This window comes from Gorillibacterium timonense, from assembly GCF_001457415.1.
Lineage (GTDB): Bacteria > Bacillota > Bacilli > Paenibacillales > NBRC-103111 > Gorillibacterium > Gorillibacterium timonense.
On sequence record NZ_LN881723.1, the window covers coordinates 424,176 to 439,871 of the forward strand.

General features: G+C 56.1%; 11 protein-coding genes. 2 read left to right on the forward strand and 9 right to left on the reverse strand.

Translation table 11 applies throughout. The features are described from left to right. The 8 genes from BN2684_RS09770 to BN2684_RS09805 form a co-directional block, all read right to left on the reverse strand. The gene (locus tag BN2684_RS09770) at positions 1-888 is read right to left on the reverse strand and encodes a DUF421 domain-containing protein (protein WP_058301986.1); all 888 of its coding nucleotides are present in this window, start codon (positions 886-888) and stop codon (positions 1-3) included. Between the two features lie 162 nt (positions 889-1,050). Next, positions 1,051-2,052, reverse strand: a complete 1,002-nt coding sequence (locus BN2684_RS09775) for an aldose 1-epimerase (RefSeq protein ID WP_058301987.1) — start codon at positions 2,050-2,052, stop codon at positions 1,051-1,053. 435 nt (positions 2,053-2,487) lie between these two features. After that, the gene (locus tag BN2684_RS09780; protein WP_058301988.1) at positions 2,488-3,288 is read right to left on the reverse strand and encodes an alpha/beta hydrolase; all 801 of its coding nucleotides are present in this window, start codon (positions 3,286-3,288) and stop codon (positions 2,488-2,490) included. 208 nt (positions 3,289-3,496) lie between these two features. Further along, positions 3,497-5,182: an alpha/beta hydrolase gene (locus tag BN2684_RS09785; RefSeq protein ID WP_234340208.1), complete on the reverse strand. Its 1,686-nt coding sequence runs from the start codon at positions 5,180-5,182 to the stop codon at positions 3,497-3,499. Positions 5,183-5,210: 28 nt separating this feature from the next. Further along, a complete protein-coding gene (locus BN2684_RS09790) occupies positions 5,211-6,242 on the reverse strand; it encodes a FecCD family ABC transporter permease (RefSeq protein ID WP_058301989.1) in 1,032 nt (343 codons plus the stop codon). Next, on the reverse strand, positions 6,235-7,242 hold the full coding sequence (locus tag BN2684_RS09795) for a FecCD family ABC transporter permease (protein ID WP_058301990.1): 1,008 nt from the start codon (positions 7,240-7,242) through the stop codon (positions 6,235-6,237). The genes BN2684_RS09790 and BN2684_RS09795 overlap by 8 nt, the downstream gene beginning before the upstream one ends. Positions 7,243-7,263: 21 nt before the next feature. After that, positions 7,264-8,280 (reverse strand): ABC transporter substrate-binding protein, encoded by a 1,017-nt coding sequence (locus BN2684_RS09800; protein ID WP_058301991.1) that lies wholly within the window; start codon positions 8,278-8,280, stop codon positions 7,264-7,266. A 169-nt stretch (positions 8,281-8,449) separates the two neighbouring features. Further along, entirely contained in the window at positions 8,450-10,159 is a 1,710-nt protein-coding gene (locus BN2684_RS09805) for a helix-turn-helix domain-containing protein (RefSeq protein ID WP_058301992.1), read from the reverse strand. A gap of 239 nt (positions 10,160-10,398) precedes the next feature. Between BN2684_RS09805 and BN2684_RS09810 the strand changes: the two genes are divergently transcribed. Next, positions 10,399-12,516 (forward strand): beta-galactosidase, encoded by a 2,118-nt coding sequence (locus BN2684_RS09810; protein WP_058301993.1) that lies wholly within the window; start codon positions 10,399-10,401, stop codon positions 12,514-12,516. Between the two features lie 47 nt (positions 12,517-12,563). Here the strand turns inward: BN2684_RS09810 and BN2684_RS09815 are convergent, their stop codons facing one another. Continuing rightward, positions 12,564-13,418, reverse strand: coding sequence for an AraC family transcriptional regulator (locus tag BN2684_RS09815; protein WP_082651862.1), 855 nt, complete (start codon positions 13,416-13,418; stop codon positions 12,564-12,566). A gap of 115 nt (positions 13,419-13,533) precedes the next feature. Between BN2684_RS09815 and BN2684_RS09820 the strand changes: the two genes are divergently transcribed. Beyond that, positions 13,534-15,636 carry an alpha-galactosidase gene (locus tag BN2684_RS09820; protein ID WP_058301994.1) on the forward strand — a complete coding sequence of 701 codons (2,103 nt, stop codon included), beginning with the start codon at positions 13,534-13,536 and terminating at the stop codon, positions 15,634-15,636. The last annotated feature ends 60 nt before the right edge of the window (positions 15,637-15,696 follow it).

Genomic DNA, 15,696 nt, shown 5'->3' on the forward strand with positions numbered 1-15,696 from the left:
TCATCCTTTCTGAGCGGGTTCAAGCTTCTTCATCAGAGGAGCGAGCTCCTGAAGAACCTGCGACAGGTCGTGGGAGCAGCGCTGATAGCCTTGCCGTTCCATATCGGTCTTGGCGGTAAGGGTGTACAACTCCAGATCGGCCTGGCATTTGCGCAGGAGAGTCGCAAGCAAGGTTTGGTCAGCGGCTGCAGGGAGGACTCGGCTGTCATCGTACAAGTCCAAATAGAGCATGCCATCCGAATCGACTTGGGCCAGATAAACTTCTTCGAGCGTCAGCTTGCGCTTCTCCAATTCCTTGCTCAGCCAGCGCTCAGACTTCTCCGAACGCCTCAGGGCCTCCGGAATCAGCTTGCCGTCCATGACAACAACCTGGGATTCGGGTTTTTTCTCCATTGGAAGAGAGATGTTCAGCAGTTTCGCCGTGAGCGGTCGGTTTTCTTTTTTGAGCAAAACATTCAGATCCCCGCTTGCCTCCAACACCGCGTACTCCACTTCATTCACATCGAAGACATCCTTCTTGCGCAGCTCCTCCATCAGCTCATCCGCCGAAAATCGTTCCTTGCGCAAATTCTTTTCGAGGATTTTGCCGTCCCGGATCACCTCGGTCATGGTCCCCTCCAGGATATTTCTCAGCTTGCGGTTGCGCATGCTTACGTATTCCAGCAGGAACGGCACCGTAAACCAGATCAAGAGCGCCAGAACCCCGTGAAAAAAATGCGCCTCCATATCGGTCGAAATGAAGCCTGCAAGCTCTCCCAGGGTAATCCCCAGCACATATTCGAAAAGAGTCAGTTGAGAGATCTGCTTCTTTCCCAAAATGCGCGTCAGCACAAACAGAATCACGATTGCAAGCAGTGAACGCCATACAATGTCCAGCCAGTTCCCCATCCTTCTCCCCCCTTGTGGCTGTGGACGCTCCGAATAGTATGAACCGAATTGGATATTCTTATGAAAAAAAGAGCCCCCGCCAAGGCGAGAACCCTTTGATAATCGCTATTCTTTTCTCATTCACGCCTTACTGTTACCCGATTCGGACGACTCTTACCCGCATTACCCGATGAGATACAAGCGGCTCGTCTCCTCGAAGATTTCGCCTGGGGCGAGACCGATCAAGCCGATCTCGTCGGCAGGCAGATCTACCTTCGGAGCATTGACAAGATTCATTTGCGGCTCGGGGCAGAAGAAGCCCTCCGCTCCTCCGTTGTTCCAGATCATCCACTGCTTGTAGGAAGTACCTACGTCATAAACCAAGGTTACGCCGGCCTTGGTGTCCGTCAGCTCCATGCGGTTGCGACCGCCTTGGGGCTTCGCCGTGTAATGATTGTCCAGCGAAGCAAAGAAAGGATAGACGCCCCCGTCTCGAAGAAGGACTTCTTCCAGAGTGAGCTCCTGATAGCGTCCGGTCGGCAGCATCCGATCGCTCAGCTCCCAGCGCTCTCCGATCGTCAGCTTCACCTTGCAATCCTTAGATGTGCTGTCCGGGGCAAAGGGAGCGTTAACCGCCGTATGGAAGGCCAGCAGGCATGGCATGGTTTCCTCGCCTTTATTGCGGATCAGAACATGCTGCGACAGGCCGAGCTGAGGGTGAAGCGTATATCGGAGCTGGAACACAAAGCTGAAGGGAAGATACCGGTAGATCGGATGCTGCTCGTCCACCGTGAGGGAAACCACGACGAAGCTTTCCTCTCCATTGACGCCCATCTGATCCACATTCCATGCAGCGGTATGCAAAAACCCGTGAAGATGGTTGCTCGTGCGTTCTTCGTTGACCGGAAAATCCAATTCGCGGCCGTTCCAAGGAAATTTGCCGTCCTCATAACGGTTTGGCGGGAACAAAACGGGAATGCCATACACCCCCGGGTTAGCCTTGAAGGTCTCCATTTCGTTCTCCGCGGGCTCACGCAGAATGCGGTAGTTCTTCTCGGTATCGCGGAAAGCGATAAGATTGCCGCCGATTTCTGGCAGGAGAACGGCCTCATAGTGGTCGGCTTTCAGCCAAACGGCCTTTTCTCCCTGGTAATTGCCTAGGTATGCATCGGTTTTCGTGTTCATGGGTACAATTGCGCTCCTTCCTGACCGGCGAGTCTAAGCCACCGGCTGCCTGGGTATGTATTGCGATAGACCGGGCTTCTTTAGGTAGAGCGAAGAGCCCGGTCTTGACGGTTTACCCCAGCAAGAACAAAACGATGACCAGAAGCAGGAATAACAACAAGAGGACGAGTAGCACCATTTCGTCAGTTATCATAGTGGCTCTCCCATCGGAATGTATCATTGCCTATAGCATATTCCGATTCAAGCCGCATGGTACGGGCGTGTGCCCTGTTGTTCGATCTTCACGTACCGTTTGTCTACTGTTGTTTACCGAATAAGGCGATGTCGATAGCTCGACTGGTCGTCAGCATGGACCCCACTCGACAACGCGATGCCTGCCGGTATCCATCCCAATCAACGCCATTTTGTGTCCTCACGGGTAACGTTAATCATGCATTACTCGCGAAATCCATTCTGCTTCAGCCAGCTTGCGCACTGGTCGGTCCAGGTTCGAGCATGCTCGTTATCTTCCGCCAATCCGAGACCGTGATGCCCTTTCTCGTAGACGTGAAGATCAAAGAAAATGCCGTTCCGTTTCAAGGCGGAGGCAAACAGCAGGCTGTTGATTGCGCTAACGAGCCCATCTTCTGAGGTATGCCAAAGAAAAGTGGGCGGGGTATCCGCCGTGACGTTCTCCTCACAGCTGAAACGGGCGATCAGGCTTTCGTCGGGATTCGGCCCGAGCAGATTGTTGCGCGAGCCTTCATGGGTGATGCCTTCCCTCATGCTGATCACCGGATAACAGAAAATGGCCAAATCAGGCCGGCTGGACTGGCGATCCACCGGATCCTCCGCGTCGGTTGCTCCCCGATCGTACAAGGTGGCGGCAGTTGCAGCCAAATGCCCGCCAGCGGAAAAGCCGAGGACTCCGACTCGTTGCGGGTCGATATTCCATTCGTCCGCACGATGCCGCACATAACGGATCGCTCGCTGCACATCCGTAAGCGGAACGGGATTCCGATACGGCGCTACCCGATACCGGAGAACAAAGGCGGAGATGCCCAGCGTGTTCATCCAGAGGGCGATCGGCTCTCCTTCATGGTCGGCGCGCATCTCATAGCCGCCTCCCGGACAAACGACCACTGCGGCCGTCTTGCTCTCCTTGTTAGAAGCCAAATAGGGAGTGACGGCGGGCTTGTCCTCATCGCCCGTTCCGGTGGCGAAAGGCGCTCCTTGCGGCCAAAGCAGTTCTTCCATTTGTACGCGACCTCCTGCACATGCATCCATCTGATGAAGACGCTTTCGAATCCCTCAGCCGAATCAACCGAAGACCGGGTTCGAAAGCACACTCTTGCAATCTTCCTTCACCTTAACGCAAATCAGTTTCTCTGACAAGCAAAGGATTTCACTGGAGGAAAGCCAAAAAAGCGCTCATGAGAGCGCCTCTTTACTCGTTCGTGATCTATCAAATGCATAGCTCCGCTCCATCTTCAGCGAGAAGAAAACGCAGCATCGGGCTGATCAAGGGATGCAGCACCGAAACATGCCCTTCGCCCTCGAAGCTGCGGTAGAGGAGTCGGGTGCCTTCCTTGTTCTGATACGGCTCCAGGCGGGTATAGAATTCCTTGGCATCCGCAATCATCGAATCCTTCTCTTCCGTTCCGATTCCGATCATGAGCCGGATGCCGGTTTCACCAAGATCCAGCCGCTTTGTAAGCATGGGAAGCAGGTCGAACAGCGCCCGCTCCTTCCACCAGAACGATGGACTTCCGGCAATGTAGGACTGAAACAGCTTCGTCCGGGTGATCAAGGTGTAGAGAGTGAAGAAGCCGCCAAGCGAGTGGCCGAATAAGGCCTGTTGTCCGGCATCCGCCCTGTATCTGCGGCCGATCTCCGGCATGAGCTCTTTTTCGATGAAATCAAGGAACGCGTCGGCCCCGCCGTTCACCGGCCAGACCGTTTCATCCGGACGGAGCCCTTCCTGCTTCGCAGGAATCGTCAGGTCATAGAAGCGACGGTCCGACACGAAAGGTTCGTCGGAGGGATAACCGATTCCGACGATCAACCCCGAAGGCAGCCCGCGGGGGTGGCGGGTTTGCAGCCGCATGGCCTCTGCCAGCGAAGCGAAGTAGGCGTTGCCGTCCACCGCATACAACACCGGATATCCGGCATCCGGCGCCGGCTTCACCGGGATGTGCACGAAGATGCGGTAGAGCAGGCCCGTGATTCCGGAGCGCATCTCGAACTGATCGGTTCCTGGAACCGAATAGCGGTTCGAAGGAAGCGGCTGTGGCTCCTCGACTTTCCTTCGCTCTTCTGCTACTCTCTGCTCTTCTGCTACTCTCTGCTCTTCGGCTTCCTTCCACTCTTCCGCTCCTCCAGCGTTCCCTCCTTGCTTGGCCGCATAGCGGTCCACATAGGGATACAGCCAGGCAAGCGCTTCGGGAAAATGCTTGGCCATGAACAGGAAGTCATGCGTCCCGCCGTCCTCGATCGCAAGCTTCATGCGTCCGGTCGGGAAGCCCTTCGTTGTCCACTCCCGGCACATGGCCAAGGTATGGGTCACCATATGGCGCTGAGCGTTCGGCTTGTCCAAGCCCTCCCGGTTACCGACGGAAACGTATAGGCGCAAATCGGAATTCGGCGCTTCCTCGGCCCGGATGTGCTCCAGTACTCCTTCGTACCAGAGCGAGGCCGACAACAGGCCGATTTTGCCAAAGACCTCAGGCCTCCAGTATGCGCCGAAGAGCGCCGCCAATCCGCCGAGAGAGCCACCGATCAACCCGGTATGAGCCCGCTCGGGCCGGGTGCGGTACTGGGAATCGATCCAGGGCTTGACGGTATCCGCAATTTCATCGAGATAGGACCGGCCTTGTCCGCCAAAATGTGGTCGTCCTTCCACAAGAGCCTCTGCAGGCCAAGGCGTGTACTCGCTCATGCGATCCTCGGTGTGGATGCCGACTACGATCAGCTCATTCACCTTTTCCTCGCGAAAGAACCTCTCCATATAACGATAACAGCTCTCCATCAGCTTGCCCCCGTCCTGGACATAAACGACGGGGTAATCTCTCTTGGACCATGCATAGGACGGCGGCAAAAACACCGTCAGCTTTCGTCCGTTGCATACCAGTCGATCGACGGATGCCATCATTCCAACCGCCTCCTTTCATCCGCACCAGCTACCGGCTGTGCGGCGTACGTTGTTTGATCAGCAAAAGGACAAAGTAAGGCGCTCCGATGATCGAAATCACAATGCCGACAGGCAGCTGCGCCGGTGAAAAGGCGGTTCGTCCGATAAAATCGCCTGCCAGCACCAAGCCCATTCCCAGCAGTCCGCTTAAGGGAAGCGCCCGCTTATGAGCCGAACCGGCAAGCCGGTAGGCCAGATGAGGGGCAATCAAGCCGACGAAGCTGATGCTTCCCGCGACGGCGACGCTCGAAGCCACCAAACCGACGCTGAGGAACAGGAGCTGATTGCGGGCGCGAGAGAGCGGAACGCCGAGGCTGATCAAGCTCTCATCATTCAGCCTCATCAGGTCGAGCAGCCTCGACTTCATCCATAGAATCGGAGTGAGGATCAGTACCCAAGGGAGGGTAGCCTTGACATACACCCAATTGGCCGAATTCAGATTGCCCGACAACCACCTCGTTGCCCGTTCAAAATCTTGCGGATTCATCTTGAGCGAAGCGTAGAGAGTAACGGCTCCGAAGCCTGAGGTGACGGCGATTCCTACCAGAATGAGGCGTTGGGGATTGAACGTGCCCCTTTGTTGAGCAAGCAAAAAGATCAGCGTTACGGACAGCAGACCTCCAACGATGCCGAACAGCGGCATCAGAAGAATCCCGGCGGTTCCGGTCACGTTGATCTCGCCCTGCAGAAGAAACATGAACAGGACGACGAACATGCCCGCACCAGAATTGATCCCGAGGATACCCGGATCGGCAAGCGCATTGCGCGTGAGGGTTTGTACGGCTGCTCCGGCGGTTCCGAGCGCAAAGCCGACGATCGCGCCTAGCAGAATGCGCGGTAGACGGAACTGGAAGACAACCAGTTCAAAATCGGGATTATCCCCCATGCGCAGCAGGGTTCGAATCACATCTTGAACGGACAATTGGAATTCGCCGTTCGTCATCCCCAAATAAAGGAGAAGCGCTGACAAGGCCACAGCCCCGACAAAGGCGGGCCACACCCGTTTGCGAGCGTTACCCATTGCCGCTCCCTCCCTTCCTGCGGATGAGATACAGGAAGAACGGCACGCCAAAGAGCGCCGTCACGACACCGATCGGAGTCTCGAAGGGCGCGTTCACGAAACGGGCCAGAATGTCGCAAAAGGCTAGGAACAAGCCGCCGAGCACAGCCGATATCGGTATGATCCAGCGGTAATCACTGCCGGTAAGCTTGCGAGCGATGTGAGGCACAATCAAGCCGATAAACGCGATTTTCCCGGCGAGAGCAACCGTAATGCCTGACAGAAGCGTTACGCCAAGCATCGCCAGAACTTTCACCGGCCCTACGCGCACCCCGAGTCCGAGCGCCTGTTCTTCTCCCAGAGACAGGATGGAGATCCGTTTGGACAGAAAGAGCACCAGGATGAGTCCCATCACGGCAAAAGGCAGAGCGAGTCGGATCAGCTCCGGGTCCATCTGGTACAGACGCGAGTTATACCAATAGCTGATTTTTTGCGGGATGTGGTAATAGAGCGAGAGCGCATCCGCTACCCCGTTCAGGAACATCCCTGTGAGGGTGCCGAGAATCGCCAATGTGACCGGGCTGCCGCTTCCCGGGATCAGCCAGAGCAGCCCGAATACGAGCAGCGTCCCGAGAGCCGAGCCGATGAGGGAAGCTCCGATCAAGCCAAGCCCGCTGATATGCGGAAAATACACCATGCACACCGTCACCGCAAATACGGAGCCGTCCAGGACTCCGAGCAGAGAAGGCGAAGCGAGGTCGTTGCGGGTGATGCCCTGCATCACCGCACCGGACACGGCGAGGCAAGCCCCGAGCAATAGCGCTCCGAGAGCGCGCGGCAGCCGTGAATGGCGAATGACCTGGTGGTCCACATTGCCCGGATCGAAATGGGCGATCGCTTGCCAGACGTCTGAAGCCTGAATGGATTTCGCGCCGTATAAGACCGACATTACGGCCAAGAGTAGAGCGATTACCGGGGCCATCGCAAGGAGGACCACCGGCAATCGGTTCGTCATACGCATATCAAGGACATCCGTTCTTGGTTAGTTCTGCACATGCTCAAGGAAGGCTTTCAGGAACTGTGTCTTGCTGTACGCCGTTCCGCCTTGGGCGAGAGGATCAACAACGTTGACGAACATTTGATTGTTCTTCACCGCATTCACGCTCTTGAAGATCGGGTTGGCCTTGAGCTTGTCCAAGGCGTCCGTTGCATTCGCGTTTTCATCCTCGGAGAACTGGACATACAGCACATCGGGATTCATTTCGGCCAGCTTCTCGATCGACAGCGTCTCCTGCGTCTTAGCCGCGGCAATTTCGGCAGGCGGTGTCAGACCGAGATCGCTGTACAAAATGGGATTGAAGTACAGCGCAGGGCCATAAATGCAGATTTCACCTTGGCGAATTCGCACGACCACGACCTTTTTATCCGCGAGGGAGCTCTCCACCTTGCCTTTGGCGGTTTGGAGATCCGCTTTGAACTGTTCGGTGAGCTTCTTCGCGTCCTCCGATTTGCCGCTTAGCTCTCCGAGCAAGGCCAAATTCGCTTCCCAGTTCGTCGCCACATGCGAGTAAGGAATGGTCACGGCAATTTGCTTCAGCTTCTCGATCACCGCTGCATCGAATTTGGTCGTGGCCAGAATCACATCCGGCTTGAGCGACAGGATCTTCTCGAAATTCGGTTCCGTCTTCTCGCCGATGCCTTCCGCTTGATCGGCAATCGGAGCAAAGAGCGCCGGGAATTTGCCTGTGAAGGAGATCATGCCGACCGGGTGGATGTCGAGGAGAATGGAATCCTCCATCGCTTCGAGCGCTCCCGTGATGACAATGCGCTGGGCTGTAACGGGGACGACATATTCGGCATCCAGATATTTGATCGTCTTCGTGCCCGCTTCTGCGGGGGCTGCGGTCGGCGAAGCTGCGGCTGCGGATGGTTCAGTCGATGCCGCTCCTGCCGCAGATGGGGATGGGCTTGCAGAAGCCCCCTCTTTTGATTTTTCACCGCAGCCGGCCATAACCGCCAGCATGAGGACGAGAACGACGCTGATGAGACTCTTTTTCATTTCTCTCCGGACTCCCTTTCTTTTTTATACTGAGAATCATTATCAGTGATAAGCATAGGGAATCCGCCGCCTTTCTTCCATAGACAAATCATCCGAAAGGCATGGACAATTTGGACGCCATCACCTTTCCAGATTCACCTCCAGCTCGACGATCATCTCCGATCCAGACTCAGCACCGCCAAGCCTCCACAGCCGGTCTCGTGTCCACGGATTCGGCAATGACCGGCCGCCCGAGCAGCTCGACCAGATTTTCACGAATGCGGTCTAGGGCAACGGGCGAATACTCCCGCCACGGGCTGGATGAGATCAGCCGGACCCGATTGCGCCGAACGGCGGGAATGGCCTGCCACTCAGCGGTTTGCCTCAGCTTCCTCCATTGCTCAAGAGTCGAGGAATCCTGCCGAACCAGAATCAGGATGAAGTCGACATCTGCGGCCGTCAACTGCTTCATCCAAACACGGGCAGACGGGTCGCTGTCGGATGGAGCAACCGCTGGCCTTCTCAATCCGAGCGAACGGTACACATAATCCAGAGTGCCCGCAGAGCCCAAGCTGAACAAGCCCTCGTTCGTCATGCGCGCGAACAGCACTGAAGGCGCGATTCCACCCCCGGCAGCTTGGATTCGCCTGCTGGCGAGCAACGTTCTCTCTTCAAATTGCCGAATCCATCGGTCAGCCTTCGGTTGAAGCTCAAGCCGTTCGGCTAGCCTGCGCAGTCCGGTCTTCCAGCTGTCGGGCTCTTCCTTCGGCAGGAGGGCAATGGGAGCGACCGCTTCCAGCTTTTCCCGTTCCCAGCAGGAAGTCTCCGCTGGACAGACGATGAGGCGGGGTTGAGAATCCGCTAAATGAGCGAAGCTGGCATCGTCGGGAGATTCCGCCCTTCCGTAATCCAAATGATGAGGAATATCGGACCCGTAACGTTCCAGATAGTACCCTGTCCATTTGGGATGAATCGGCGCTGCTTGAGGGATGATGTCGAGCGCCAGCAAATAACCAAGCCCTGAAGCGCAGGCATAGGCGGACACCCTGTGCTTCCGCTCCGCTATGTATTGAGAGGGAGAAATTCCGTATTCCTTCTTAAAAAGTCGACTGAAGTAAAACTCGTCTTCGTATCCGACGGCATGCGCGACATCCTTAAGTCTCCTCCCCGGGCGGAGCATGAGCCGCACAGCTCGGTTCAGGCGGGAACGGGTCATGTAATCATGTGCGCTGACGCCGAATCGCTTCTTGAACAGCTCGGTAAACCGCTTGGTGCTGAATCCCGCCATTTCGGACAGCTTCTCCGTGGTCAGCGGCTCATCGACATGCTCATCGATATACTGCCGGACGCATTCAATCGCATCCGGAGCCGCATGGCGGCTTTTGCCATGTCCGGCAGCCACGTCCAGCAATAGCTCCATGGTTTCAATCTGTGCCCGACAGCGAAGCAGCGGATCATTGCAGCCGCTCAAGCTGCAGATCGTGCGGCAGCGGTCCGACGGTTTGCCAGGCGTCACCAGCGAGGCTTCCTCCGGCAGCGGAAAAGGCTCCCCAGCGGTTAACGGCTTCAAATGCCCGTTGGCCTCGGGTGAAGCTTTGTACATGGCGATGCGCAGGATGGCGACAGACGCCGGTTCTTGCTCCGCGCTGAGCGAAATCGTGCTTCCCGGCTTGCAGACGTAGACGGTATCCGGCTTCATCGGGCTGACCCGGTTAGCCCTCCGCAAGTGGCATGCGCCTTCTAACAGGACGAGAATGGTCGGGTGGATCAGCAGCTGTTGGGTATAGAGGTCCTGTTCATCGCGGCCCACCCGTTTCAATTCCGCATCGTGAAGCTGGATCGTCAGTTCGCTCGGATCAAAAGGGGATTGCCATTGAGGTTTGGGGGATTTGGGGGACATACAGCGCGCTCCTATCTGAAATTGAATCAAAGGATGTCGGATCTCTGTTGGATGAAAACAGGAAGGAAATCATGAGCTGTTTCATCAATTCAAATGATATTGATTATCATTATCATTATAGCATGAAGCGATGACTCTACTCGTGATCTTTTTTTGAATTTGCGGAAATTTCGGGACAAATTCGTTACAATGATCAGGAATGCACTCGATTCAATCTTGCGATCCAAGGAGGCATGACCATGACAAACCTGCAAGCGCTTCCTCCCTTCCGCCTCGGTGTGTGCTATTATCCCGAACACTGGCCGGAATCCATGTGGGATGACGACTTTTCCCGTATGAAGGAATTGGGATTCTCCATCGTTCGCATGGCGGAATTCGCATGGGCGATCTTCGAGCCGGAAGAAGGCGTTTTTGACTTCAGTCTCTTCGACCGCGCTCTCGATTCCGCTCACCGCCACGGCCTTCAAGTCATTCTCGGAACACCGACAGCAACTCCGCCCGCATGGTTGACGCAAACCTATCCCGAGTCGTTGAACGTCACGCTTGAGGGGGTCACTCTCCAGCATGGCATGCGGCAGCATACCAATCACACGAGTCCGATCTTTCTGGAGTTGTGCGCCAGGATCACCCTGAAGCTCGCCGAGCATTACAAGGATCATCCGGCACTCGCAGGCTGGCAGCTCGATAATGAGCTAAACTGCGAGATGGCCGTCTTTTATTCGGAGTCCGATCATCAAGCATTCCGTCTCTGGCTGCAAAAGAAATACGAAACGCTGGACCGACTTAATGAGGCATGGGGAACCGTCTTTTGGAGTCAGACCTATTCCGACTGGTCGCAGGTCCATTTGAGCCGGCCCACCGCCAGCCCGAAGCAGCCCAATCCCCATCTCGCCCTGGATGAAAAGCGATTTATCTCCGACAGCACCATTGCCTTTGCCAAGCGTCAGGCGGATATCATCCGCGAGATATGCCCCCACCATTGGATCACCACGAATGGATTGTTCGGGCATCTGGACAGCCATCGGCTAACCGATGAACTGCTGGACTTTTTCAGCTATGACTCCTATCCGCAATTCTCTTCGATCTTCTATGACGAAAAGGAAGAAGCCCCTCTCTACGACCGCAATTGGAGCCTGACCTTGACAGCGGTGCGTTCCATCTCGTCGAATTTCGGTGTCATGGAGCAGCAATCCGGACCGGGCGGCTGGGTCAACCGGATGGACATGCCGTCGCCAAGACCCGGACAAATGCGGTTATGGACTTATCAATCCATCGCTCACGGGGCCGATATGGTTCTCTATTTCCGCTGGCGGACTGCCACGGTCGGCAACGAAATTTATTGGCACGGCATCAACGATTATCACAACAAGCCGAACCGAAGGGTTCGCGAAGCCGGACAGATCGGCGGAGAGCTTGCCCGAATCGGGGACTTCATCGCAGGTACGCGCAATCAGGCGTCCATCGCGCTTGTACGCGATTATGATAACGAATGGGACGGCGAATACGACGTCTGGCACGGCCCCTTCAGCTGGCAGAGTGGCAAAGCCTGGTTCAAGGCGATGCAGCGCCGCCACATTCCGAATGATATCCTCTACCTTCGGGAATCCAACGAGCTAGCTGACCTGCTCGCCTATAAGATTCTGATCTACCCGCATCCGGCCATTCTTCGCGAGGAGACGGCAGCGCTGCTCGAAGAGTATGTCCGTGCCGGCGGGACACTCATCTTCGGCTGCCGCACCGGCTACAAGGACGAACGCGGCCACTGCTACATGCTGCCTTTTCCGGGAACGGCCGCATCTCTGACCGGGATTAGCGTAGACGATTTCACCCGGATTAAGGGTACTCGCAAGCCGGTAGACATGCGCTGGCATCCGACGGTTCCTGACGCGAATGGAGCATCAAAGCCGAGTCTCGCAGAAGGTCAAGCGGAAGACGTAGCCGCGATCCTGACCCGAGCGGATGAATTTAACGAAATTCTGCAAGTGGAAGCCGATGAAGTAACGGTAGAAGCGGTTTATGCAAGCGACTACTACGCAGGAAAACCTGCTGTAACCCGTCGTCGGGTTGGATTAGGCGAGGTGTGGTACTTCGGCGCCGTCTTCAATCCGGAATCGGCCGGACATCTACTGGACCGCCTTCATGCTGAATCTCCGACTGAGGAATGGCTCCGGCTGCCGGCTGCTGTCGAACTGACGCTCCGGTCCGGGAATAGCGGCACCTATGCCTTCGTACTGAACTTCGGGGATGAACCCGCTGCAATCACCGTTCTCACTCCAAAGGTGGATCTTCTCAGCGGCAGCACCATCCACGGAGAATACAAGCTGGCTCCTTACGATGTGTTGATTCTGATGGCTTAATCAAGGCTATCGCTTGAAACTCACCAGCCGTTCGGGCAGCTCCAGTCTCATTCCGGAGATTCGGTTCGCAGCCGTTTTTGCCGCAGCTTGGCCGGGGCTTCTCCCATCACCTTGCGGAACATCTTGGAGAACAAAAAAGGATCCTCGTACCCGACCGAACGGGCGATATCGCCTACTTGAAGCCGGGGAAGGCGCAGCATCTCCGTGGCGATCTCCATCCGATACCGGATGAGGAACTGCTGCGGAGACAGCAGCATTTTGCGTTTGAAGACCGCATGAAGATGCTTGCGGTCCACCCCCGCGTACCGGGCGATATCCGTTACCGTTATCTTCCGCGAGTAATTTTTGTGAATGAACTCCACCGCTCTTCGGACGTATTCGTCCGCCGCGCTCTGCTCCGGTGTGGGTGCCTGTCCCTTTGAGCCGGTTTCGATCATGCTCCAGATCAAGTTGTACAGGAGGCCGGTCCATTTCAGATCGTCATTGGGCTGAGGAACGAACGCCTCCATGAAATGATTCAGCCGCTCGTTCGAGATCAGCGATTCCGGATAATCAAACACCGGATGGCTGGGATCGAGCCCTGCCCGCTGCAGAAACTCGCCAGCCTTTAGTCCGCTGAAGCCAATCCAGACATAATGCCATGGTTTTTGGGCATCGGCCTCATAGTAGGCAAGCGTCTCCGGGAACAGCACGAAGCCCTGCCCTTTTGTAAGCTCGTATGTGTTCTCCTCCAGGGTGAAGCTCCCTTTGCCCTCCAGGATATAATGAATGACATAATGATCGCGTAGACCGGGTCCCCAGCTGTGCTCCGGTCGACAGCTGTCATACCCGCTGTAATAGTAGATCAGCTCGCTGTTTGTACCCAAACGGCTTGCAAGGGGAATATCCAAGCGTTCGACCAACGTTTCTCGGCTCCTTTCCGAATACAGACATTATACCATGCCCATCCGATATCAGGACATGTCTTTACCCGCCTTCGACGGGGTATAATGAAGGCATTCAAAGGAGGCAAGTCCCATGTCCATTCAATACCTGTCCAATGAACGCATTTGGATTATCGAAACGGCTCGCACCTCATATGCGATGGCTAAGGCCGAGAATAACATGCTTGTTCATCTGTATTGGGGAGAACGCCTGCCGTTCGCATCCGATTATAGCTGCCCGCCTGTGCTTGAAGTGAACTCTCAGGAGTCCGTGCTGGATATCCTCAATCCGGAATATCCCGGATGGGGAGGCATCTTCTATGCCGAGCCCTGTCTGAAAGCAACCTTTTCGGATGGAGTTCGCGACGTCGTTCTGGAGGTTGCCGGCCATTCGATTCAGGAAGGCCGTTTGCCCGAGCTCTGCATCGAGTTAAAGGACGTCCATTACGGGCTTTCCGTTGACCTTCATTACCGTGTAGTCGAAGAGCTTGATCTCATTGAACGCTGGGCTGTTGTCCGTAACACCGGCGACTCCGCCATTACCATCGAGAGCGCCCAATCCGCTCAGTGGAGCGTTCCCGGCAACCATTCGTACCGCTTCACCCATCTGGCCGGCAAGTATTTTCAAGAGATGCAGCTTCGCCAAACCTCACTCACCGAGGGCAAAAAGACGATCGAAAGCCGCCGCTCCAACACGAGTAACCACAACAATCCCTGGTTCGCCCTCGATCGCGGCAACGCCACGGAAGCGGCTGGTAATGTCTGGTTTGGCGCCCTTGCCTGGAGCGGAAGCTGGAAGATCACGGCGGAGGTGACCCCCTTCTACGAAGTGCGCGTTACCGGGGGCATGAACGACTTTGACTTCGGCTTCAAGCTCGCGCCGGGCGAACAGCTGGAAACTCCTCCGTTCATCGGAGGCTTTACCACGGAAGGCTTTGGCGGCGGCAGCCGACACTTGCACCGGTATCAGCTGGACCACATTCTTCCGCGCGAGCATGCAGGCAGCCTGCGCAAGGTTCTCTACAATTCCTGGGAAGCCACCTTCTTCGATGTGAACGAGAACGATCAGGGCCGTATTGCGGAAAAAGCTGCCGCGATGGGTGTCGAGCTGTTCGTTGTAGACGATGGCTGGTTCGGCCAACGCAAGAATGACGCCAGCGGACTCGGCGACTGGTACGTCAACCCGGTGAAGTTCCCGAACGGACTGAAACCGTTGATCGACCACGTGCATGCTCTCGGCATGGACTTCGGCATCTGGGTCGAACCTGAAATGGTCAACCCGGACAGCGATCTGTATCGGGAACACCCGGACTGGGTCATTCATTTCCCGAATCGCGCCCGTTCGGAAGCACGCAATCAGCTGATGCTGAACTTGGCTCGTCGGGATGTTCGGGAGTATATCTTCGACTTCATGAACCGTCTGCTCGGCGATCACGAGATCGAATTCATTAAATGGGATATGAATCGCCCGATCAGCGAGCCCGGCTGGCCCGAGCTGCCGATCGACCGGCAGCGGGAAATCTGGGTGGAATACGTGCGCGGCCTCTATGAAATCGTGGATCGGCTGAAAGCCGCTCACCCCACCGTCATTTTTGAAAGCTGCTCCAGCGGCGGCGGTCGGGTTGACATGGGCATCCTCAAGCGTACGGATCAAACCTGGCCGAGCGACAACACCAACGCGCTCGAACGGCTCAAGATCCAGGAAGGGTACGCGCACGGCTATGCACCTAAGACGATGATGGCCTGGGTAACGGACAATGCGGACAGCTGGTTGCCGCTGTCTTACCGTTTCCACTGTGCCATGATGGGGTCGCTCGGGATCGGCGGCAACCTCCATCACTGGAGCGAGGAGAAGCTGGCTGAAGCCTCCCGCCACATCGCAGAGTACAAGACGATCCGCCACCTCATCCAGGAGGGGCTGCAATACCGTCTCCTCTCGCCGCGCGAGGGCAACCTGACGGCCGTGCAATACGTCTCGCCGGATCAAAACGAGGCCGTGCTGTTCGTCTTCTCCGTTCACCAATCGAATGCCGATCCGATCCCTCCGGTCTATCTGCAAGGCTTGCAGCCGGATCAGCTTTACAAGCTGGATGGATACGACCGGCCGATGAGCGGACGCAGCCTGATGAGCCAAGGACTTCCGGTTGCGTTTCAAGGGGTCTTCCAAAGCCGGCTGATCAAGATTGCCAAAGCCTAATCAGTTGTAACAGGAGCTTGCAGAGCCTGGCCTTGTACGTGAGCAGGAACAGGAACGGGT

Coding starts and splice junctions, on each gene's coding strand:
- BN2684_RS09805 (WP_058301992.1), bottom strand. CDS start 10,159: ATGTCCCCCAAATCCCCCAAACCTCAATGGCAATCCCCTTTTGATCCG.
- BN2684_RS09775 (WP_058301987.1), bottom strand. CDS start 2,052: ATGAACACGAAAACCGATGCATACCTAGGCAATTACCAGGGAGAAAAG.
- BN2684_RS09795 (WP_058301990.1), bottom strand. CDS start 7,242: ATGCGTATGACGAACCGATTGCCGGTGGTCCTCCTTGCGATGGCCCCG.
- BN2684_RS09820 (WP_058301994.1), top strand. CDS start 13,534: ATGTCCATTCAATACCTGTCCAATGAACGCATTTGGATTATCGAAACG.
- BN2684_RS09780 (WP_058301988.1), bottom strand. CDS start 3,288: ATGGAAGAACTGCTTTGGCCGCAAGGAGCGCCTTTCGCCACCGGAACG.
- BN2684_RS09770 (WP_058301986.1), bottom strand. CDS start 888: ATGGGGAACTGGCTGGACATTGTATGGCGTTCACTGCTTGCAATCGTG.
- BN2684_RS09785 (WP_234340208.1), bottom strand. CDS start 5,182: ATGATGGCATCCGTCGATCGACTGGTATGCAACGGACGAAAGCTGACG.
- BN2684_RS09800 (WP_058301991.1), bottom strand. CDS start 8,280: ATGAAAAAGAGTCTCATCAGCGTCGTTCTCGTCCTCATGCTGGCGGTT.
- BN2684_RS09810 (WP_058301993.1), top strand. CDS start 10,399: ATGACAAACCTGCAAGCGCTTCCTCCCTTCCGCCTCGGTGTGTGCTAT.
- BN2684_RS09790 (WP_058301989.1), bottom strand. CDS start 6,242: ATGGGTAACGCTCGCAAACGGGTGTGGCCCGCCTTTGTCGGGGCTGTG.